Annotated in this window: 17 protein-coding genes; 6 read left to right on the forward strand and 11 right to left on the reverse strand. The window is 59.6% G+C overall.

Annotated features, from left to right (window positions below; genetic code table 11):
- Window positions 1–50: 50 nt before the first annotated feature.
- The 4 genes from ACLH0J_RS20610 to ACLH0J_RS20625 all read left to right on the forward strand — a co-directional run bounded on the left by ACLH0J_RS20610 (window position 51) and on the right by ACLH0J_RS20625 (window position 3716).
- Window positions 51–887 carry a tetratricopeptide repeat protein gene (locus ACLH0J_RS20610; protein ID WP_411388777.1) on the forward strand — a complete coding sequence of 279 codons (837 nt, stop codon included), beginning with the start codon at window positions 51–53 and terminating at the stop codon, window positions 885–887.
- Window positions 884–1831: a tetratricopeptide repeat protein gene (locus ACLH0J_RS20615; protein ID WP_411388778.1), complete on the forward strand. Its 948-nt coding sequence runs from the start codon at window positions 884–886 to the stop codon at window positions 1829–1831. Before ACLH0J_RS20610 ends, ACLH0J_RS20615 begins: the two co-directional genes overlap by 4 nt.
- Before the next feature lie 104 nt (window positions 1832–1935).
- Entirely contained in the window at window positions 1936–2772 is an 837-nt protein-coding gene (locus ACLH0J_RS20620) for a tetratricopeptide repeat protein (RefSeq protein WP_411388779.1), read from the forward strand.
- Window positions 2769–3716, forward strand: a complete 948-nt coding sequence (locus ACLH0J_RS20625) for a tetratricopeptide repeat protein (protein ID WP_411388780.1) — start codon at window positions 2769–2771, stop codon at window positions 3714–3716. The genes ACLH0J_RS20620 and ACLH0J_RS20625 overlap by 4 nt, the downstream gene beginning before the upstream one ends.
- Window positions 3717–3822: 106 nt before the next feature.
- Here the strand turns inward: ACLH0J_RS20625 and ACLH0J_RS20630 are convergent, their stop codons facing one another.
- From ACLH0J_RS20630 to ACLH0J_RS20680, 11 genes are all read right to left on the reverse strand, one after another.
- On the reverse strand, window positions 3823–4608 hold the full coding sequence (locus ACLH0J_RS20630; protein WP_411388781.1) for a sulfite exporter TauE/SafE family protein: 786 nt from the start codon (window positions 4606–4608) through the stop codon (window positions 3823–3825).
- 230 nt (window positions 4609–4838) lie between these two features.
- Window positions 4839–6542 carry an AMP-binding protein gene (locus tag ACLH0J_RS20635; RefSeq protein ID WP_411388782.1) on the reverse strand — a complete coding sequence of 568 codons (1704 nt, stop codon included), beginning with the start codon at window positions 6540–6542 and terminating at the stop codon, window positions 4839–4841.
- Between the two features lie 31 nt (window positions 6543–6573).
- A complete protein-coding gene (locus ACLH0J_RS20640) occupies window positions 6574–7872 on the reverse strand; it encodes an acetyl-CoA C-acetyltransferase (protein ID WP_411388783.1) in 1299 nt (432 codons plus the stop codon).
- Complete coding sequence (locus ACLH0J_RS20645) at window positions 7869–8759, reverse strand: MaoC/PaaZ C-terminal domain-containing protein (RefSeq protein WP_411388784.1); 891 nt, start codon at window positions 8757–8759, stop codon at window positions 7869–7871. The genes ACLH0J_RS20640 and ACLH0J_RS20645 overlap by 4 nt, the downstream gene beginning before the upstream one ends.
- 3 nt (window positions 8760–8762) lie before the next feature.
- A complete protein-coding gene (locus ACLH0J_RS20650) occupies window positions 8763–10106 on the reverse strand; it encodes a 3-oxoacyl-ACP reductase (RefSeq protein ID WP_411388785.1) in 1344 nt (447 codons plus the stop codon).
- A 23-nt stretch (window positions 10107–10129) separates the two neighbouring features.
- Window positions 10130–12649, reverse strand: a complete 2520-nt coding sequence (locus tag ACLH0J_RS20655; RefSeq protein ID WP_411388786.1) for an acyl-CoA dehydrogenase — start codon at window positions 12647–12649, stop codon at window positions 10130–10132.
- Between the two features lie 266 nt (window positions 12650–12915).
- Window positions 12916–14370, reverse strand: coding sequence for an outer membrane protein transport protein (locus tag ACLH0J_RS20660; protein ID WP_411388787.1), 1455 nt, complete (start codon window positions 14368–14370; stop codon window positions 12916–12918).
- A 235-nt stretch (window positions 14371–14605) separates the two neighbouring features.
- Window positions 14606–15136, reverse strand: coding sequence for an alkane oxidation protein activator PraB (gene praB, locus ACLH0J_RS20665; RefSeq protein WP_411388788.1), 531 nt, complete (start codon window positions 15134–15136; stop codon window positions 14606–14608).
- A 132-nt stretch (window positions 15137–15268) separates the two neighbouring features.
- On the reverse strand, window positions 15269–15763 hold the full coding sequence (gene praA / locus ACLH0J_RS20670) for an alkane oxidation protein activator PraA (RefSeq protein WP_321373980.1): 495 nt from the start codon (window positions 15761–15763) through the stop codon (window positions 15269–15271).
- A 133-nt stretch (window positions 15764–15896) separates the two neighbouring features.
- Window positions 15897–17177, reverse strand: coding sequence for an alkane 1-monooxygenase (locus ACLH0J_RS20675; protein ID WP_411388789.1), 1281 nt, complete (start codon window positions 17175–17177; stop codon window positions 15897–15899).
- 306 nt (window positions 17178–17483) lie between these two features.
- Entirely contained in the window at window positions 17484–18482 is a 999-nt protein-coding gene (locus ACLH0J_RS20680) for an alpha/beta fold hydrolase (protein WP_411388790.1), read from the reverse strand.
- Window positions 18483–18758: 276 nt separating this feature from the next.
- Here ACLH0J_RS20680 and ACLH0J_RS20685 point away from each other — a divergent pair, with 276 nt between their 5' ends.
- Together ACLH0J_RS20685 and ACLH0J_RS20690 are read left to right on the forward strand one after the other, a co-directional pair.
- Entirely contained in the window at window positions 18759–20297 is a 1539-nt protein-coding gene (locus ACLH0J_RS20685) for a flavin-containing monooxygenase (protein ID WP_411388791.1), read from the forward strand.
- Entirely contained in the window at window positions 20294–21178 is an 885-nt protein-coding gene (locus ACLH0J_RS20690) for an SDR family NAD(P)-dependent oxidoreductase (RefSeq protein ID WP_411388792.1), read from the forward strand. Before ACLH0J_RS20685 ends, ACLH0J_RS20690 begins: the two co-directional genes overlap by 4 nt.
- Window positions 21179–21189 lie beyond the last annotated feature (11 nt).

The following is a 21189-nucleotide window of genomic DNA, read 5'->3' on the forward strand; positions in this document are numbered from 1 at the left end:
TCTCTAGTAGTCTAATTATGTTTTCATTCTTATTAAGTGGGGCTAATGCCATGGCCTATCCAATCTTTACCTGTGCCTACGAAAAAGACCACAACCCTCCGTTGGATGCCGAGGCCGAACTCTGGTTTCAAGAGGCCCGCGTTTTGGAAAAAGTACGTGGGGTTAAAAATTGGCGGAAAATTGTTTGGCTTTACGAAAAGGCGATCGCCAAAGATCACTGGAAAGCGATGCACAATCTAGCGGGACTCTATCGTACTGGCTGGCCAGGGCAACCGGGTGTTGAACAAGACACCAGCAAAATGCTCGACCTCTACGAACGTATGGTGAAACTCAAAGTACCGCTGGGTTATTACAATTGGGCTGTAATATTCGAAAATGGGCGAGGGGTATTGAAATCGGATCGTATGGCCAGTTCTTATATGTTTCAAGCGGCACAGTTGGGTAGTCCTTTGGCACAAGTCAGAATTGGTAATCACCTTTCGTTTGAGTTGCCTCGGGAAAAACAGGACGACCGAATGGCGGAATCATACTTCCGATGTGCTGGAGCCCAGGACTCGCCGGAGGCAATCATAGAAACAGCCGCATTTTATAAGATCGCCAAGAAAAACATGCCGCGTGCACTTTTTTATTATCAGCGGGCTGCATCATTAGGTAGTTCTACGGGGTTTAATGCTCTCAGCGGAGTATTTGAATCTGAACCTAGACCTATAAACAGACTAGGGTATCAGCCAGATGAAGAACTCCATGGGTTTTATACAGATCTATGGAAACAGCTTCAGGCCGACCGCAGCCTACGCTTCCCCAATCTGATGAAAGATCACCCCCTTCCCCCTCACCCTAGACAAGGCTTCGACGCCGAACATCCAGACCGTAGACCAGAGCCATGAACACTTTGGCAAATAAAAATAATCGCATTTGTCGGTCTAAATCATTGGCGAGAATTCTCTTGCTTTGTGCTCCTGCACTTTCGCTGTTATTGAGCGGAGGTTCTGCCATGGCCTATCCAACTTTTATCTGTGTCTATGAAAAAGACCACAACCCTTCGCTGGATGCCGAGGCCGAACTCTGGTTTCAAGAGGCCCGCGTTTTGGAGAAAGTACGTGGGATTAAAAATTGGCGAAAAATTGTTTGGCTTTACGAAAAGGCCATCGCCAAAGATCACTGGAAGGCGATGCACAATCTAGCGGGGCTCTATCGTACGGGTTGGCCAGGGCAACCGGGTGTTGAACAAGACACTAGCAAAATGTTCGACCTCTACGAACGCATGGTGAAACTCAAAGTACCGCTGGGTTATTACAATTGGGCTGTGATTGCTGAAAATGGGCGAGGGGTATTAAAGTCAGATCGTATGGCCAGTTCATATATGTTTCAGGCCGCGCAATTGGGCAGTCCTATGGCCCAGGTTGTAATTGGCAATCACCTCTCCTTCGGGCTGCCTCGAGATAAACAGGACGATCGAATGGCGGAGCCATACTTCCGATGTGCTGGTGCTCAAGACTCACCAGAGCCGATTATCGAAACAGCCGCATTTTATAAAATTGCAAGAAAAAATATGCCGCGTGCACTTTTTTATTATCAGCGAGCAGCCTCATTAGGGAGTGCTAGAGGCTTAAGTTATCTCAGTGGAGCATTTGAGCCAATGCCATCGCCGATAGATAATTTTGGATATCAGCCGGATCCTAAACTGCATGAACTGTATACTGATTTATGGAATCAGTTGGAGAGCAACCCTGAGTTGCATTTCCCCGATCTAATGAAAGATTACCCGCTCCCCCCTCACCCCACGCAAGGCTTCGACGCCGAACATCCAGACCGTAGACCAGAGCTATGAGTACTTTGGCTAATAATAATCGCATTTGCCGGTTTAAATCATGGGCGAGAATTTCCTCGCTTTGTGCTCTTGCACTTTCGCTGTTGTTGATCGGAGGGCCTGCCATGGCCTATCCAACTTTTATCTGTGCCTATGAAAAAGACCACAACCCTTCGCTGGATGCAGAGGCCGAGCTTTGGTTTCAAGAGGCCCGTGCATTGGAGAAAGTACGTGGGGTTAAAAATTGGCGGAAAATTGTTTGGCTTTATGAAAAGGCCATCGCCAAAGATCACTGGAAAGCGATGCACAATCTAGCGGGGCTCTATCGTACTGGCTGGCCAGGGCAACCGGGTGTTGAACAAGACACTAGCAAAATGCTCGACCTCTACGAACGCATGGTGAAACTCAAAGTACCGCTGGGTTATTACAACTGGGCTGTGATTGCTGAAAATGGCCGAGGGGTATTGAAGTCAGATCGTATGGCCAGTTCATACATGTTTCAAGCGGCACAGTTGGGTAGTCCTTTGGCACAGGTTGTAATTGGAAACCATTTGTCGTTTGGGTTGCCTCGAAATAAACAGGATGACCGAATGGCCGAGTTGTATTTTCGATGTGCTGGAGCTCAGGGCTCGCCTGAGGCAATCATAGAAACAGCTGCATTTTATAAGGTTGCCAAGAAAAATATGCCGCGTGCTCTTTTTTACTATCAGCGAGCAGCATCATTAGGGAGTGCTAGAGGCTTAAGTTATCTCAGTGGAGCATTTGAGCCAATGCCATCGCCGATAGATAATTTTGGATACCAGCCGGATCCTAAACTGCATGAACTGTATACTGATTTATGGAATCAGTTGGAGAGCAACCCTGAGTTGCATTTCCCCGATCTAATGAAAGATTACCCGCTCCCCCCTCACCCCACGCAAGGCTTCGACGCCGAACATCCAGACCGTAGACCAGAGCTATGAACACTTTGGCAAATAAAAATAATCGCATTTGTCGGTCTAAATCATTGGCGAGAATTCTCTTGCTTTGTGCTCCTGCACTTTCGCTGTTATTGAGCGGAGGTTCTGCCATGGCCTATCCAACTTTTATCTGTGCCTATGAAAAAGACCACAACCCTCCGCTGGATGCAGAGGCCGAACTCTGGTTTCAAGAGGCTCGCGCTTTGGAGAAAGTACGTGGGGTTAAAAATTGGCGAAAAATTGTTTGGCTTTACGAAAAGGCCATCGCCAAAGATCACTGGAAGGCGATGCACAATCTAGCGGGGCTCTATCGTACGGGTTGGCCAGGGCAACCGGGTGTTGAACAAGACACTAGCAAAATGTTCGACCTCTACGAACGCATGGTGAAACTCAAAGTGCCGCTGGGTTATTACAATTGGGCTGTGATTTTCGAAAATGGGCGAGGGGTATTGAAATCGGATCGTATGGCCAGTTCTTATATGTTTCAAGCGGCACAGTTGGGTAGTCCTTTGGCACAAGTCAGAATTGGTAATCACCTTTCGTTTGAGTTGCCTCGGGAAAAACAGGACGACCGAATGGCGGAATCATACTTCCGATGTGCTGGAGCCCAGGACTCGCCGGAGGCAATCATAGAAACAGCCGCATTTTATAAGATCGCCAAGAAAAACATGCCGCGTGCACTTTTTTATTATCAGCGGGCTGCATCATTAGGTAGTTCTACGGGGTTTAATGCTCTCAGCGGAGTATTTGAATCTGAACCTAGACCTATAAACAGACTAGGGTATCAGCCAGATGAAGAACTCCATGGGTTTTATACAGATCTATGGAAACAGCTACGAGCGGACCCTACTCTACGCTTTCCAAATTTAATGAAAGACCACCCCCTTCCCGCCCACCCCACACAAGGCTTCGATGCCGAACATCCAGACCGTAGACCAGAGATATAAGTACCCCAACGATCAAAAACAGCCTTGGCACAGACCAAGGCTATTGATGAACCTCATGTGTAGACCCCGTATCAACGCGCCGTATCCCTGGGCAGCAGCCCCCACATCAGAAGGCCAGCTTGTAGCCGATGACCATCAGCATGATCGCCAGGCACGGGCGCAGTACGCCGTCTGGAACCTTGCCGGTCATGTGGCTGCCAATGTAGATGCCCGGCAACGAGCCCATCAGCAGGAAACCCAACAGGTGCCAGTCCATATTGCCCATGCCGGCGTGACCCAGGCCCGCCACCAGCGTGAGGGGTACGGCATGGGCGATCTCGGTGCCGACCAGGCGGCGTGTGGCGAGGAAGGGATAGAGGATAAACAACGCGACCGTGCCGAGGGCGCCCGCGCCGATGGAGGTCAGCGCGACCATGGTGCCCAGCACCACACCGGTCACCACCGTCAACCCGTTCAGGTTGCGCGGGTTCATATGGTAGCCATCGCCTGCGTGGCGCTGGGCGAAGGCCAACAGGCTTTTCTTGAACAGAATCGCCAGGGCGGTCAGCAGCAACACGACGCCTAAGGCCTGTTTGATCACCGCGTTCATCGCGCTGGGGTCAGTGTGCAGGCTGGCGAGGAACCACAGGGTCAGCAACACAGCGGGCACGCTGCCCAGGGTGAGCCAGCCGGTGATGGTCCAGTCGATGTTCTTGTTCTTACTGTGCACCAGCACCCCACCGGACTTGGTGATGGCGGCGTACAACAGGTCAGTGCCCACGGCGGTGGCCGGGTTGATACCGAACCACAACAGGATCGGCGTCATCAACGAGCCCCCGCCGACACCGGTCATGCCCACGATAAAACCAACGATCAGGCCCGCAATTACAAAACCAAAGTTACCCACTTCCATTACAGCTACCCGCGGCCTTATAAATTTCTGGCCGCAGGATAGCGATTTTTCTTATAACGACTTATATCAATGTGATCTGACTTTATGCCTTTTTGCTCATGCAGCGGTACCTGCTTCCTATCCGGCGCGGCGACCAAGGGCAAACGGGAAGTGGTGAACTATCAGGCAGACGGCATTTTAATGAACGCGGCGCTCTCGGGTTTTTCGCGAGCGAGCTCGCGCCTACGGTGTCAGCGCAGTGCGCGGCGCAGGACCTTGCCCACTGTGGTCTTGGGCAGTTCGGTGCTGCGAAACTCCACGTACCGGGGCACCTTGTACCCCGTCAGGTATTCGCGGCAATGGGCGATGAGCTGTTCCTGGGTCAAGTTCGGGTCCTTGCGCACCACCACAATCTTGACCTTCTCACCGGTCACACCGTCCGGCACGCCAATGGCTGCCACCTCCGCCACGCCAGGGTGCAACGCCACCACGTCTTCGATTTCATTGGGGTACACGTTGAAACCCGAGACCAGGATCAGGTCCTTCTTGCGGTCCACCAGGCGGATATAACCGCGCGCGTCCATCACGCCGATATCGCCGGTCGACAGCCAGCCCTGGGCATCTAGCACCTCGGCGGTCTCCACCGGCCGTTTCCAGTAACCCTGCATCACCTGCGGTCCGCGCACTTGCAGTTCGCCCTGCTCGCCAATAGTCGCCAGTTGGCCGTCTTCGCGCATGAACCGCACCCAGGTCGATGGCAACGGCACGCCGATGCTGCCGGTGAATTCCATCTCGCGCATGCGTGCAATGTCGATCGGGCTGATGCTCACCACCGGCGAGCATTCGGTCAGGCCATAGCCTTCGATGATCGGCAGCCCGGTGACGTCCTTCCAGCGTTTGGCCACCGCTGTGTGGGTGGCCATGCCGCCGGCGATGACCATGCGCAGGTCGGAGAAGTCCCGCGCACAGAACTCTTTGTTCTCCAGCAAACCGTTGAACAGCGTATTGACCCCGGCAATGCCGTTGAAGCGTTCCTTGCGCAGGATCATCTGCACGCGTTTCACGTCCCGTGGGTTGGCAATGAGGATGTTGCGCCCGCCCAGGCACATGAACATCAGGCAATTCACCGTCAGGGAAAAGATGTGGTACAGCGGCAGCAAGGTGACGTTGGTTTCCTGTTGGTTCTGGTCCAACTGGTCGCCGACCCAGGCCTTGGCTTGCAGCAGGTTGGCGATGATGTTGCGGTGGCTGAGCATCACGCCCTTGGCGTCGCCGGTGGTACCGCCGGTGTATTGCAGGAAGGCCAGGTCGTCCAGTTGCATGGCCACCGGGAAGTGGTTCAGCGCCCGGCCTTGCTTCATCACCTGATTGAAGCGCAGCGAGCCGGGCAGGTTGAACCGGGGTACCTGCTTTTGCACGTGGCGCAGGATGAAGTTCATCGCCGCGCCCTTGACGGAGCCGAGCAGGTCGCCAATGGCTGCCACCACCACGCGCTGGACGCTGCTGCCGCCGATGATTTTTTCCAGGGTGTGGGCGAAGTTCTCGAAGATCACCACGGTTTGCGCACCGCTGTCCTTGAGCAAGTGCTTGAGTTCGTGGGCGGTGTACAGCGGGTTGACGTTGACCACCACCGCACCGGCCAGAATCGTACCCAGCAGGCAGATCGGGTACTGCAGGCAGTTGGGCATCATCAACGCCACGCGGTCGCCTTTCTGCACGCCCTGGCCTTGCAGCCAGGCGGCAAAGGCAATGCCTTGCGCTCGCCAGTCGGCATAGGTCATTTCGGTGCCGATGCTGACGTAGGCGACCCGCGCGTGGAATTTTTCCAAGTGTTCCATGAACACCTCGCGCAACGAGGGATAGTCCTCGATACCGGCGTCGATGTCCGCCGGGACGCCGGGCAGGTAAGCATCCAGCCAGATCCGTTCGCTGTGTTCCTGGGTGATAGCGTTCATGGCAGTTTCCTTGTTGTTGTTTTTGACAGCGTTATTTTTCGACGATGGCGGTAATGCCCAGCCCGCCCGCTGCGCAGATGGAGATCAGGCCGCGACCGCCGCCGTTCTCGTGGAGGGTCTTGGCCAGCGTCGCCAATTGCCGGCCACCGGTGGCAGCAAACGGATGACCACAGCCGAGGGAGCCGCCGTTGACGTTCATCCTCGCGCGGTCGATGGGCCCCAGCGGCGCGTCCAGGCCCAGGCGCTCGCGGCAATAATCGGCGTCTTCCCAGGCCTTGAGCGTGCACAGCACCTGGGCGGCGAAGGCTTCGTGGATCTCGAAGAAATCGAAGTCGGCCAGGCTCAGCCCTTCGCGCTTGAGCATGCGCGGCACCGCATAGGCCGGGGCCATCAGCAGGCCTTCGGTGCCGTCGACAAAATTCACCGCCGCCGTTTCGCCGGTGCGCAGGTAGGCCAGCACCGGCCAGCCGTGTTCTTGTGCCCAGGCCTCACTGGCCAGCAGCACCACCGAGGCGCCGTCGGTCAGTGGCGTGGAGTTGCCCGCCGTGAGCGTGCCGTGCTGGCGGTCATAGGCCGGCGCCAGACTGGCGAGTTTCACCAGGCTTGCGTCGGCGCGCAGGTTGTTGTCGCGGGCCAGGCCGCGATAAGGACTGACCAAATCGTCGAAGAAACCGCCTTGGTAGGCCGCCTCCAGGCGCTGGTGGCTGGTGAGGGTCAATTCATCCTGGGCCAGACGCTTGATCTGCCAGCGCTTGGCCATGTCTTCGCAGTGCTCGCCCATGGACAAGCCGGTGCGCGGTTCGCCGTTGCGCGGCAGCAGCGGCTTGAAGAACATCGACGGACGCACCTTCAGCAGCGCCTTGAGCTTGTCGCCCGTCGACTTGGCGCGGTTGGCGGCGAGCAAGGTGTGGCGCAGGGATTCGTTGAGGCCGATGGGCGCGTCGGAGGTGGTGTCGGCGCCGCCGGCGATGCCCACTTCGATCTGGCCCAGGGCGATTTTATTCGCCACCAGCAACGCTGCTTCCAGGCCGGTGCCGCAGGCTTGCTGCAGGTCGTAGGCCGGGGTTTCCGGCGCCAGCGTGGTGGACAGCAACGACTCACGCGCCAGGTTGAAATCCCGCGAGTGCTTGATCACCGCGCCGGCGACAAACTCGCCCAGGCGCTGGCCGTGCAGGTTGTAGCGGTCGATCAGGCCTTGCAGGGCGGCCACCAGCAGATCCTGGTTGCTGTCATGGGCGTACACCGTGTTGGAACGCGCAAACGGAATGCGGTTGCCGCCGATGATCGCCACGCGGCGGGCCGGGGCCGGGTTGAACGTGTATTCACTCATTGAAGGCTCTCATTCCAGATAAATAGCCCGCGCATATGCGGTTTGTCGCCGGCCAGGTTGCGTACTTCAAATGCGCGGCGCGGGCCGCTCACGGGGTGGCGCCACAGCGCGACCTGGCCGGGCAGGAAGATCGGCAGCTTGAAGTCGCAATGGGCCTGGGCCTGGTCCACTCCGCCGGGGGGTTGCTGGGCGGCAAGTGCGCGGCCCAAGGTCCACATGCCGTGGGCGATGGCGCGGCGAAAACCGAAGAGCCTGGCGCCGAGCACCGAGGTGTGAATCGGGTTGTAATCCCCCGAGACCTTGGCAAAGCGCCGGCCCAGGTCAGCAGGCAACTCCCAGCGCTGGGTGCGCAACAGGCCCTCTTCCTGCAACGCCAGTGCGTCGTCCCAGGGTTCGCCGACCGGGTCCTGGATGTTCCGGCGCAGGTACAGGCTGTCGCTTTCCCACACCAGGGCGCCGCCACTGTAGGCACGGGTGGCGATGCTCAGCGCCTGGCCCTTGGCATGGGCGACCCAGCGCTCGGCATGCACCTCCAGGCGCAACGCCTGGCCTTCATGCAAGCGCTGGTGCTGCCGGATGCGATTGGCCAGGTGCACCATGCCGCTGGCCGGGTACGGGAAACTGGGGCGGGTCAGCAGCATCAGGTGCAACGGGAACGCCAGCACATGGGGATAGGACAGCGGCACGCCCTGCTCGCGCCGGAACCCGCAGGCACGGCCATACGCGGCGATGCCGGCGGCGGACAACTCGACGGCGGAACGCACCAGACGCTCCCTGGGCAACCCCGGCGCACCATCGAGCGTGGGTTTGCGCAGGGCGCGCAGGCCGTCCAGCAGCAGGCGCGTGCGCGAGGGCGGTGGCTCGATGATCTGGGTCACGTAGTCCATGGTTCAGGCTCCCAGCAGGCTTTGCCCGCACACGCGTACGACTTGGCCATTGACCGCGCCCGAGGCCGGGTGCGCCAGCCAGGCGATGGTCTCGGCCACATCGACTGGCTGGCCGCCCTGGGACAGCGAATTCATACGCCGCCCCGCTTCGCGAATCATCAGCGGGATCTTTGCGGTCATCTGGGTCTCGATAAACCCGGGGGCCACCGCATTCACCGTGACCTGCTGCGCCGCCGCCCTTGGCGCCAGGCCTTGCACCAGGCCAATCACCCCGGCCTTGGAGGTGGCGTAGTTGCTCTGCCCGAGGTTGCCGGCAATGCCGGAAATCGACGACACACAGACGATGCGCGCGCCGGGGTTGAGGCCGTGGCTGTCCAGCAAGGCCGTGCTCAGGTGCAACGGCGCCTCGAGGTTGACCGCCAGCACACTGCGCCAGGCCGCTTCGGTCATTTTGGCGATGGTCTTGTCGCGGGTGATCCCGGCGTTGTGCACCACCACATCGAAGGCGCCGTATTGGCTGACGTGGGCCTGCAACTGCGCGGCGGCGTCCGCGGCGGTGATATCCAGCGGCAACGCCGAACCGCCGACACTGGCGGCCGCCTGTTGCAGCGCTGCCTCGGCCTGGGGCACGTCCACGCACACCACGTGGGCGCCGTCCCGTGCCAGCACCTGGGCGATGGCCAGGCCGATACCACGGGACGCGCCGGTGACCAGCGCGCGGCGGCCGGCGAAAGGTTTGTCCCCGTTGACCGCAACGGCTCCGTCCACCGGGGGCTCCAGGCGCACCACTTGCCCGGACACATAGGCCGAACGGCGCGACAGGAAGAAACGCAGGCTGCTGTCCAGCGCGTCTTCGGCACCCGGCGCCACGTAGATCAACTGCACGGTGATCGCCCGGCGCAGCTCCTTGGCCAGGGAACGCACCAGGCCTTCAAGGGCCCGCTGGGCAACGGCCTGGGGCACGTCCGCGCAGTGTTCCGGTGCGGTGCCCAGTACCACCACGCGGGCGTGTTGGGCCAGGCGTCTGGCGTTGGCGTGGAAGAATTCGTACAGCGCGTCCAGTTGCTGCGGATCGGTCATGCCGCTGGCATCGAACACCGCGCCCTGCACCTTGAGCGTGGACGGCGCCTGGGTGGTCGCCGGGGTGGCGCTGACCGTGTCGGTGGCAATGAACACTCGCTGCACCGGCGCAACCAGGCGCCCTGCCCCGGCGACGATCACCGGGTTGGCCAGGCCGGCTTGGCCGTTGCGATGGCGCTGCAACGGCAATGGTTGCGGCAAGCCGATGGCCTGTGCCAGACGACGGCCCCAGGCGGAATTGACGAAGGATAAGTAGCGGTCACTCATGGCTATTCCTACAGGGAGGCGGGTCAGGTTACGTTTTCGCTTTGGGGGCTGCGGCGCTTGGCCGTGCGCTCCAGCGCCTGCTGGCGTTGCTGCAACGCCTCCAGCAAACCGAAGTCCTGCGGGAAGTCGTCGACCTGGATGGCGTGGTCGGCGTATTCCACATAACGCGCCAGCAGGGCGACTTCGTCGTCGCTGACCAAGTCCAGCGCCCGAGCCTTGACGCGCCAGGCGCCAAAGGCGCTGGCAGAGATCGGCATCGGTTCGAGCAGGCCTTGTTGGGTGGCGGGCTTGAGCCGGGCTTCGATCACCGCCACCTGCGGCAACAGGCGCAAGCCCAATTCACCGAAGGCGAGCTTGTCGATTTCCGGGCTTGGAATGTAGGAATCGGCCAGCAAGCGGTCGCGGGTTTCGCCGGGGGTCTGCACCGCCTCGGCCACTTCGGCCAACAGGCGATCGGACGGTTTGCGCAGCGCAATGCCGAACGGAAAACTCAAGCCCCGCACCACCACCGCCGCCACTTTCGACGGGTAGTTAGCGAGCACTTCGGCAAGGGCTTCATGGGCGCGCAGCAACGCGTCCTGGGCCGCCCAGTGCACCAGTGGCAGGTCCGCCTGAGGTCGACCGTCGTCCTCGAAGCGCTTGAGCACGCAGGACAGGATGTACAACTGCGAGAGGATATCGCCCAAACGCCCGGTGATGCTTTCCTTGCGCTTGAGGGCACCGCCCAGCACGCCCATGGAAATGTCCGAGATCAGCGCGAGCACCACCGACAGCCGATTGGCCTGGCGATAGTAGGACGCCAGCGCCGGATCGGTCTTGGCCGGTACCGAAATCAGCCTCCCGCCTGTCAGCGAATGCACCGCGGCACGCACGGTGTTGGCCAGTACAAAGCTGATATGGCCAAACATCGCGCTGTCGAAGTCTTCCAGGGCCTTGCGCCGATCCGGGTGGCGCGCCGCTTCCATCTCGCGCAACACATAGGGATGGCAGCGGATCAGGCCCTGGCCAAAGATGATCAGGCAGCGCGTCATGATGTTCGCGCCTTCCACCGTAATGGCGATGGGGCTTTGCTGGTAGGCGCGGGCCAGGAAGTTGTTCGGGCCCATGCAAATGCCTTTACCGGCGACGATGTCCATGCCGTCGTTGACGATGATCCGCGCCCGCTCGGTGACGTGGTACTTGGCGATGGCCGAGATCACCGAGGGTTTCTCCCCTGCATCCAGCGAGGCCACCGAGACTTTGCGCACCGCATCGCAGGCGTACAAATGCCCGGCCATGCGCGCCAGCGGCGCCTGCACGCCTTCGAACTTGCCGATCGGCAAGCCGAACTGCTTGCGCATCGCCGCATAAGCCGTGGTGCCACGCACCGCGACTTTGCCCAGGCCGACGTTGGCCGACGGCAAGGAAATCGCGCGGCCCGCCGCCAGGCATTCCATCAACATGCGCCAGCCATTGCCGACTTGTTCGCGGCCACCGATCACCCATTCCAGCGGGATGAACACATCCTTGCCGGTGGTCGGGCCGTTCTGGAACACGGCATTCAAAGGCCAGTGACGACGGCCACTGTTGACGCCAGGGTGGGACGTGGGGATCAGCGCGCAGGTGATGCCCAGCGTGCCGGGCGCACCAAGCAAGCCGTCCGGGTCTTCGGCGCGAAATGCCAGGCCGAGCACCGTGGCGATCGGGCCGAGGGTGATGTAGCGCTTGTCCCAGGTCACGCGAAAACCCAGCACTTGCGCGCCTTCGTGCATTCCTGTGCAGACGACGCCCACGTCCGGGATCGCGCCGGCATCGGAGCCGGCATACGGGCTGGTCAGGGCAAAGCACGGAATGTCCTCGCCCCGGGCCAGACGCGGCAGGTAGTAGTCACGCTGGGCGTCGGTGCCGTAATGCAGCAGCAACTCCGCCGGGCCGAGGGAATTGGGGACCATCACCGAAATCGCAGCCGCCGAGCAGCGGGTCGACAGCTTCATCACCACCTGGGAATGGGCGTAGTGGGAGAAGCCTTTGCCGCCGTATTGCTTGGGAATGATCATGCCGAGGAACCCGGCGTCCTTGGTGAACTGCCAGCCCTCGGGCGACATGTCCTGCCAGACCTGGGTGGTTTCCCAGTCGTTGGCGATGTCGCACAGGGTTTCCACTTCATGGTCGAGAAACGCCTGCTCCTCGGCGCTCAGCCGCGCCGGTGCGGCGTGCAGCAGGCGCTGCCAGTCGGGCTTGCCGCTGAACAACTCGGCGTCCCACCACACGGTGCCGGACTCGATGGCCGCGCGCTCAGTGTCGGACATCGCTGGCATGATCGTGCGAAACAGGTCCAGAGCCTTGCCGGTCAACAGCCTGCGGCGCAGCGGTTTGATCGTCATCAACAGCGCCGGCACCAGCACCAACAGCGCCGCGACGGTGGCGCCGAACCCGGCGACCACATTCAACAGGTAACCCACTGTCAACCAGATCAGGCCAGCGCCCAACCACAAGGTGGCGGCCGCTTGTCGATACGCCAGGGCAATCGCGGCTGCGAAACCCACCAATAACCAGATAAGCATGGGGATACCTCTACTCGATTCAGGGCGTGGCCGACAGCACGGGCAGGTGGTAGAAAACTGCGGCGTAGGGCCACGCGACACACTTGGAGAACTAGATTTAAATTTTATTTTGAAATTTTTATTTAACTCCTAGGCGTAAAAAAAGCGGCTGAATGAGTCAGCCTGCTCAAGTGATACGAAGGAGACCATCACAACTGAATCGAGGATGAACGACTGGCGAGCGCAGCACGATGCGCTTGATGCACTCCTCCATCATCCTCTGAACGTCAGAACGCGTAGGTGGCCGAGAGACTGACTACATCACCCGACGACTCAGATTTCCCATCGAGGGTCGCAGCACCGAGGCGATCGACGTTCTGGGTTTTCAGTTTCACTTCCTGCACGAACTGATGGGAGTAAGCAACGTCGAAACTCAAGCCCTTGATTGCCTTTACATCGTACCCAGCCCCCAATGACAGGAAGGTGCGGTCGCCATCCGGAATCCGAGGGTCACGGGTCGAATTTCGGGTGGGCGTCTGGTCAATGGCCACACCGGCACGCAGGGTCAACTCATCGGTGGCGCGGAAATCGCCACCCAGGGAGTACATCCAGGTGTTCTTGTAGTTGTAGGGAATAGACACAATAGTCGTGCCGCCGGAGTTAAGCGTCAGGTTTTTGAACGACGACCACTCAGTCCACGCCACGCTCGCACCCATGGTGAAACGGTCATTGAACTGATGCACCCAGTCCAAACCTGCGGTGGCAGGAATGTCCAGATTGACGCTGGCATGAGCGCCGTCGGGATGCAACTCCAGCCCGGGATAAGCCGTACTTACTAGCGTACCGCTACCGCCGAATGGGCTCGGCTGGGTCATAAGGTTGTAGGAGAACTGATCGGCATAAATGTTGTACTTGCCAGTCATCTTGTTCTTGATCTTGGCGTGATAGTTCAAACCTAGAGTGTCTTGGTCCGTTGGCTTCCAAACGACACCGGTAAACCAGCCTGCCGAGATGTTATCGACCTTGACACGCATCAGTGCGCTACCGACATCAGAAGGGAAGGCTATACCTCCCAGGTCGGAGTCGGATACAGCAGCCGCTGATAACAAGTCGATGTTCTGGCTGACGAAGCCTTTGCTGTGCTGCACGATCACACCGCCACCGATAGAAAACTGGTCGTTGACTTTGAACGACAAAGACCCGGTCAACCCCACGGTTTCGATTTTGGTATCTACTGCAAAGTCTCGCAGTTTGGAATCTTGATCCCATGTCGAGCGCATGCCTTGGGGGACTACCTGGCTCAAACCAAAGGCAAATCGGTCACCTATAGGCATGACCATAAAGCCCGTCGGAAGCCAAGCAGTGAAACCACCTTCGCCACCATCATTGTTGTTAACGGTGGTTGCCGTTGTGTCAGGAAAACCATCAGCCCCTAACGGAGTGCTGGTGATCGGGTTTCCCAGATAATCGTTAGCGTTGCCCTTGTACTTGATCTTGATGCGTGCGTAGTCAACCGTAAATTGCGCCACGTTATGGTCTACGAACGCCATGGCGGCCGGGTTGTTGTAGGCCGAACTTGGATCGTTCTTGAACAGCGAACCACCGGCAAACGCCCTCCCCCAACCAGGTGCACCGTAAGTTGGCGTTGAGAAGCCGCCAGCCTGTGCCGGCGCAGCAACCATCACCCCTCCCATCAAGGCGAGCCCCAGCAGAACCTGTACCTGTTGTTTTTTATTATTCATACGGCACTCCTTATTGTTATCTCACGGAACCGGAACTAACCGGTTCGTCACGCGGGTTGTTTCATCTCGGCCTGCCGATCAACTTCAAGGGTTGATGGTCAGCGCCAGAGAAATCTTGGGGCTGAATGCTGTAACTTTCGCACCTTGCAAAACCCTGGGTTCTGAACTTTTAAAACAAGCGCCTCAAGCGAGGCGCTTGTGTATTACGGGTGATCAACCCTGTGGAGTGACTGCATCACGGAACGATAGTCACACCCGGCACTTTGACGGACAGGTTTTGAATAGTGCAGTTTTGATTGGAAGAGCCTGTGGTATGGCCAGTCAATGTTTGATTGGTGAGGGTGAGCGTATTCGTGCCATTGTCATAAGTTGCATTGAGGACGTCGGTGCCGCCGCAATCAGTAGCCGGGAACAACAGGCTTTTGGCGATGGTATAGCCGACGCCGGATACGGTACCGGTCGTCAGGCTGGTGGCACTCAACACCCAGCCTGGACTTGGAATGTTTTTCAACACCGGCAGACCGCAAAGCCCACCACCGGTCAGAGAGGCAGAACTGATAGTTGCAACACCACCGGTAATAGTGCCGGAGAAGTTGATACCGCACGTCACCGCAGCGCCAAAGGAAGAGGGCGAAGTGATGGTGATGGTGCCGCCAGTCGTCGAGAATGAGCCGTTCGGACTAATGCTGAACGCATTCGCCATTGACGCAGCACCCATGCAAACAACCAAAGCAGACAACGATACGAGGGTTTTCAAGCTTTTCATTGTTTTTCCTCACATGTTATGGCGAATCATTTCGCCAGGGGTCATGGCCATGAACGAGAGGTCACGGTGAAACAAGCGGAACTTCCCTTTCCAGCCAAATTTCAATGCAATTACCGCACTAACATCCGACGCTTATTCAACAACTTTGATATGGGGCGGCATTTTGATCGACACGGTTTTTATCTTGCAGTCTTCGCCAATCGGTACATTCGCGGCTTCCAACTTGCCGGTGGCGTTGTCCCAAGTACCGTCGGCCGTCGAAGGCCCGCACTTGCCGCCCAGGCCGAAGGCGTGAACGTCCACGCTGATCTTCGACATGGAGCCACTCTTGGTGTCCTTGGCAACTAATACCCAAGGCAAGTTGATGGCTTCGACCCGGCTGCACTTGAGGCCGCCGTCGAATTCCACTTTGTCGACATTCACCGAAGAACCGTCGGCCGCGACTTTGCCGGCCACTTTGATGGTGCAGTCGGCGCTGATCAGTGCGCCCTTGGAGAAACTGATGGGGCCCTGGGCCGTAAACGCGCTGCCGGCCGGTTCGATGCGCGCGGCCTGGGCCTGGTGATAGACGATCAGGCCCAGCGCGGCCAACACGATATGGGCAGTGAACTTGGCAGGTGATTGCATGGTATACGTCCTTCCCTTTAATTATTTTTGTTCGGGTCAAACAACTGAATTGCCATTTACTAGGCAAATTCGGGGCGATAAAAACCTGCGTGATACACAGATCCCGAAGACGCCAGACAACGTTTAGTTCATATCAGAACGACTGCGCAGTGCCGCTGTATTTCTCCAGGTACTTCAACCGTTGTGAAGGATGAAGATTGGTCAGGGTGATATCCCCGGCATAGTGTTTCAATACTCGATGGTCCATGCGACGGCGCCACAAGTAAGGTACATAGGCCCAGACAATCATGCTCGCATAACCATAAGGCAGTTGCGGCGACTCATCAAAGTGACGCAACGACTGATAACTGCGCGTGGGGTTGGCATGGTGATCGGAATGCCGCTGCAATTGGAACAGAAAGATATTGGTGACAATACGGTTACTGTTCCACGAGTGCCGGGGCGAACAGCGTTCATAACGACCATTGGGTAACTTCTGGCGTTTAAGGCCGTAGTGTTCGACATAGTTCACCACTTCCAGCAACGAGAAGCCGTAAATGCCCTGGATGATCAGGAACGGAATTACCGCCGCCCCCAGCCAGGCAATCATCGCGCCCCACAACACCACGCTGTACAGCCAGGCACTGAGCACGCCGTTCTTCCAGTGCCAGGCCGGCAGGCCGAGCTTGCGAAGGCGTTCGCGCTCCAGGTTCCAGGCCGAGCGGGCGCTGAACCACACCGAGCGGGGCAGGAACGCCCAGAAGCTCTCCCCCAGCCGCGAGCTGGCCGGGTCTTCCGGGGTGGCGACGCGTACGTGATGCCCGCGGTTGTGTTCGGTGTAGAAGTGCCCGTAGAAGGTCGGCGCCAGGGTGACTTTGGCCAGGAACACTTCCAACGGGCTGGACTTGTGCCCCAGCTCGTGGGCCGTATTGATCGCAATGCCGGTGGCGGCCCCCGTCGACATGGCCATGCCCAGGTAGGTGAACCAGCCCGGTTCGCCATGCAACTGCGTGCATGCGGTGATGTAGCTGGCCGCGTGGGTCAACACGCTGGAGGGGTCCAGGTTCGCCGCTGCTCGTAGCAGGCCACCACCGATGATCCAGTCGATGCCGCCGGCGGCGAGCCAACCGGTGATCACGAACGAAGCGATTACCAGCAGCACGCCGGTGTAGACGATCCAGCGGTAGTAGCGTTGGGATTCAAGGTGGCTGACGGCGGATTCGGGCGGGTTGCTGACGTCTTCACCGAGCAGACCGTCGATCAGCGGGATCAGGCCGAAGATCACCAGCACACCGACCCACCACAATTGTTGAATGCCAGTGGTGATGGCCAGGACGCCAGACAACAAGGGCGTGGCCAGCGGCAGGATGCCCAACCACCACAGGTGGCGCTTGCCGTCGGTCCAGACATGAGGGGTTGCCAGGGTTTGATTCATGGCAGCCTCCGATCGAGACGGGTGGGCAGGAAGGCGGGAAACAGGCTCAGGGAGCGCCGAACGCTCCGAGAATCCAACCATGCGATAAAAGACGTTTTTTTCATTTTTATTCGCTCTTAGGCACTTCAAAAATTATTTCAAAACAAACATTGAAATATTTTTTTAAATAAATATCGCGGAATGCTTAGGTCGTCAACTATTTTTTCGGCGCTTTTCCAACGTGACCCGGCAGTCTCTTTTTCCACTTTTCGGTCAGGTCTCTAGGGCAAGCATTTGGGCGGTACCGACCAACAATAAGCGCCATGACTATTTGCTCCCCACGGCAGCGGACGGGGGCAAAACCGTGACGGGTTCCGGCGGCCGTACACGCTTTGCCAAGTGCAGCACCGCCTCGCTCACCCGCGCCGTCGCGGTGATCGGCAGCATATGGCCGCGCCCTTCCACCACCTGCAGCTTCAGCCCCGGCACCTTGTCCGCCAGGGCCTGGCCGTGTGCGCGAAAGTCCAGGACCTTGTCCCGCGCGCCATAGATCAAGGCGATGGGCAGGGTCAGTCGGGGGTAGCGCTTGACCATATCCGGCAGGTGATCGTTGACCAGGGCTATCTCGCTGGAGGCAGCGTAGAAGTTGTCGGGACGCATGCCCAGCAGACCGCCGCCACGGGTGGCGAAATCGTCGGGCGCGGCGTCCGGTGCGAACACGCCCTTGACCACCGAGCGGCGCGTCAACAGGCCCATGGGCACCGTCAGGGTGTGGGCCACCCAGCGTCGCAACCACGCCGGTCGCACCGCCAGCGACCAGAACACCACGGGCAAGGTGGGTTGGGGATGGGTCAACGGCGCCACCAGTACCAGGCCCGACACCGCATCGGGATGGTCGAGGGCCAGCGCCAGGGCCAGCGCGCCGCCGAGGGAATGTCCCAGCACCAGCGGTTTATCCAGGCCCAGCGCACGGATAAACCCAGCGACTTGCCGCGCCTGGGCCGGCAGGTCCGCCGCGGTGCCTGGATGACGGGTGGAATAGCCCGACCCCGGACGGTCGATGGAAATGACGCGAAAATGCTCACGCAACTGGCCGGACAAGGCATAGGTCAGGTTGCGACTGCTGCCCATCAGCCCGTGAATCATCACCAGCGGTGGGCCCTTGCCCTCCTCGACATAATGAAAGCGCTCGCCGTCGACCTCGACAAAGCGCCCGTTGATCGGAACAGCGGCTTCAATGCGCCCTGTCATCCAGCGACTGAATCCCCACAGCACGGCGCTGGCGCCGACAAACACAGCCGCAGCGCTAACCCATTCGACAGCCATAGCTCGGTCCTCTGCTTCCCTGCCGCTGGCGACCCGACCGGAATTGATCGAGGCCTCAGCCCATCGTCCAACCCGGGGCCTAAACTTCGTGCAGAACGTATTCGTCCGTCGGACGCGTCGCACATGAGGAGCCAGGGACTAGCCTAGGCGATATTTTCAGGTAGATTATTTAAAATCTTTTTTAAAATAAGTAATTCAAATTTTCTTTGCAATGGTGTTCTATCTAAACGACCCAACAAAAACAGGAGCACGTCCGATGCCCACACAGGTCCGCTTATGAATGCCCAGACTGATTCAATCGACGTCGCCATCATCGGCTCAGGTTTTGCCGGCCTGTGCATGGCCATCCAGCTCAAGGAAGCCGGGTTCACCGACTTTTTCATCGCCGAGCAGGCCCAGACCCTCGGCGGCACCTGGCGGGACAACCACTACCCCGGTTGCGCCTGCGATGTGCAGTCCCATGTGTACTCGTTTTCGTTTGCGCCCAACCCGGACTGGACACGCCAGTTCGCGCCGCAAGCGGAGATCCGCGCGTACCTGGAGCACTGCGCCGCGCGCTTCGGGCTCGCGCCGTACCTGCGGTTCGGCATGGGCCTCACGCGGGCGGTGTTCGATGAACCGCAGCAACGCTGGCAGTTGAGCTTCAGCGACGGCCGACAAGTCAGCGCGCGGGTGCTGGTGTCGGCCATGGGTGGCCTGTCGCGCCCGGCGCTGCCGGCGATTCCAGGCCTGGACACCTTCAAGGGCAAACGCTTCCATTCCCAGCAGTGGGACCACGACTATGCCCTCAAAGGCAAGCGCGTGGCGGTGATCGGCACCGGGGCCAGTGCCATCCAGTTCGTCCCGCAGATCGCACCGCACGTCGCGCACCTGGATCTGTTCCAGCGCACCCCACCGTGGATCATGCCCAAGCCCGACCGCGCCATTTCGCCGACCGAGCGCTGGCTGTTCAAGCACCTGCCGTTCACTCAACGGCTGGTGCGCGGCGCGCTGTATTGGGCGCTGGAAGGCCGTGTGCTGGGCTTTGCGCTGCACCCGCGGCTGATGAAGATGGTGCAGACAATCGCCCGACGCCACCTGCATAAACAGGTGGCCCGTCCTTCCCTGCGCAAGGTCCTGACGCCGGACTACACCATCGGTTGCAAGCGCATCCTGATTTCCAACGACTACTACCCGGCGCTGTCACGCAGCAACGTCGAGGTGGTCACCCAGCCCGTGGCGCGCATCGACACCGATGGGGTGATCACCGCCGACGGCATCAAGCACCCGGCCGATTGCCTGATCTTCGGCACCGGCTTCCAGGCCACCGATCCCCTGCCCCGCGACTGCATCATCGGCCGCGGCGGGGTGGACCTGATGGACACCTGGCGCGACGGCGCCCACGCCTACAAGGGCGCCACGGTACCGGGCTACCCGAACCTGTTTTTGATCATCGGCCCCAACACCGGCCTGGGGCATAACTCGATGATCCTGATGATCGAGGCCCAGGTCGCTTATATCCTCGATGCGCTCAAACTCATGCAGCGCCATCGCATCGCCAGCGTCGACGTCAAACCCGCCGTGGAGAGCCTCTACAACCAACAGGTGCAGGACAAACTCAAGCGCACCATCTGGAACACCGGCGGCTGCCAGAGCTGGTACCTCGACCCACGCACCGGCAAGAACACCACCCTGTGGCCCGGCTCGACCTGGCGCTTCAAGCAGGTCACCCGGCAGTTTGCGCTCAAGGACTACGTGGTCAGCCTGGTACCGATCAGCGCGCCGCCACGCCCGGCAGCCACGCCCCCCACCACCGCAGAAGGCAGCCTGTCATGAAAGCATTCAACGGCCGCGTGGCGGCGATCACCGGCGCGGCGTCCGGCATGGGCCGCGCCTTGGCCCTGGCCCTGGCGCGGGAAGGTTGCCACCTGGCGCTGTCCGACAAGAACAGCCAGGGGCTCGAACAGACCCACGCATTGATCAAGAACGCGTGCCTGTCGCCGGTGCGGGTCACCACCCAGGTGCTGGATGTGGCTGACCGCCAGGCCATGGAGGACTGGGCGGCGCGCTGCGGGGCCGATCATGGCCAGGTCAACCTGGTGTTCAACAATGCCGGGGTGGCGTTGTCGAGCACCGTCGAAGGCGTGGACTACGCCGACCTGGAATGGATCGTCGGCATCAATTTCTGGGGCGTGGTCCACGGCACCAAGGCGTTCCTGCCTTACCTCAAGGCCAGCGGCGAAGGCCATGTGATCAACACGTCCAGCGTGTTCGGCCTGTTCGCCCAACCCGGCATGAGCGGCTACAACGCCACCAAGTACGCCGTGCGCGGCTTCACCGAAGCCCTGCGCCAGGAACTGGACCTGCAACGCTGCGGCGTGTCGGCCACCTGCGTGCACCCCGGCGGCATCCGCACCGATATCTGCCGCAGCAGCCGCATCGACGCGAACATGACCGGCTTTCTGATCCACAGCGAACAGCAGGCCCGCGCCGACTTCGAAAAACTCTTCATCACCGACGCCGACCAGGCCGCCAAAGTGATCCTGCAGGGCGTGCGCAAAAACAAGCGCCGCGTGCTGATCGGCCGCGACGCGTATGCCCTCGACCTGCTTGCCCGCTGCCTGCCGGCGGCCTACCAGGCGCTGGTGGTGTTCGCCAGCCGGCAGCGGGCGCCCAAGCCGCCCGTGCTGGAAACCAACGACGAGCCTCGACGCTGAACAGGAGCACG

Source organism: Pseudomonas sp. MPB23 (genome assembly GCF_046605395.1).
Classification (GTDB): domain Bacteria; phylum Pseudomonadota; class Gammaproteobacteria; order Pseudomonadales; family Pseudomonadaceae; genus Aquipseudomonas.

Coding starts and splice junctions, on each gene's coding strand:
- ACLH0J_RS20610 (WP_411388777.1), top strand. CDS start 51: ATGGCCTATCCAATCTTTACCTGTGCCTACGAAAAAGACCACAACCCT.
- ACLH0J_RS20615 (WP_411388778.1), top strand. CDS start 884: ATGAACACTTTGGCAAATAAAAATAATCGCATTTGTCGGTCTAAATCA.
- ACLH0J_RS20620 (WP_411388779.1), top strand. CDS start 1,936: ATGGCCTATCCAACTTTTATCTGTGCCTATGAAAAAGACCACAACCCT.
- ACLH0J_RS20625 (WP_411388780.1), top strand. CDS start 2,769: ATGAACACTTTGGCAAATAAAAATAATCGCATTTGTCGGTCTAAATCA.
- ACLH0J_RS20630 (WP_411388781.1), bottom strand. CDS start 4,608: ATGGAAGTGGGTAACTTTGGTTTTGTAATTGCGGGCCTGATCGTTGGT.
- ACLH0J_RS20635 (WP_411388782.1), bottom strand. CDS start 6,542: ATGAACGCTATCACCCAGGAACACAGCGAACGGATCTGGCTGGATGCT.
- ACLH0J_RS20640 (WP_411388783.1), bottom strand. CDS start 7,872: ATGAGTGAATACACGTTCAACCCGGCCCCGGCCCGCCGCGTGGCGATC.
- ACLH0J_RS20645 (WP_411388784.1), bottom strand. CDS start 8,759: ATGGACTACGTGACCCAGATCATCGAGCCACCGCCCTCGCGCACGCGC.
- ACLH0J_RS20650 (WP_411388785.1), bottom strand. CDS start 10,106: ATGAGTGACCGCTACTTATCCTTCGTCAATTCCGCCTGGGGCCGTCGT.
- ACLH0J_RS20655 (WP_411388786.1), bottom strand. CDS start 12,649: ATGCTTATCTGGTTATTGGTGGGTTTCGCAGCCGCGATTGCCCTGGCG.
- ACLH0J_RS20660 (WP_411388787.1), bottom strand. CDS start 14,370: ATGAATAATAAAAAACAACAGGTACAGGTTCTGCTGGGGCTCGCCTTG.
- praB (WP_411388788.1), bottom strand. CDS start 15,136: ATGAAAAGCTTGAAAACCCTCGTATCGTTGTCTGCTTTGGTTGTTTGC.
- praA (WP_321373980.1), bottom strand. CDS start 15,763: ATGCAATCACCTGCCAAGTTCACTGCCCATATCGTGTTGGCCGCGCTG.
- ACLH0J_RS20675 (WP_411388789.1), bottom strand. CDS start 17,177: ATGAATCAAACCCTGGCAACCCCTCATGTCTGGACCGACGGCAAGCGC.
- ACLH0J_RS20680 (WP_411388790.1), bottom strand. CDS start 18,482: ATGGCTGTCGAATGGGTTAGCGCTGCGGCTGTGTTTGTCGGCGCCAGC.
- ACLH0J_RS20685 (WP_411388791.1), top strand. CDS start 18,759: ATGAATGCCCAGACTGATTCAATCGACGTCGCCATCATCGGCTCAGGT.
- ACLH0J_RS20690 (WP_411388792.1), top strand. CDS start 20,294: ATGAAAGCATTCAACGGCCGCGTGGCGGCGATCACCGGCGCGGCGTCC.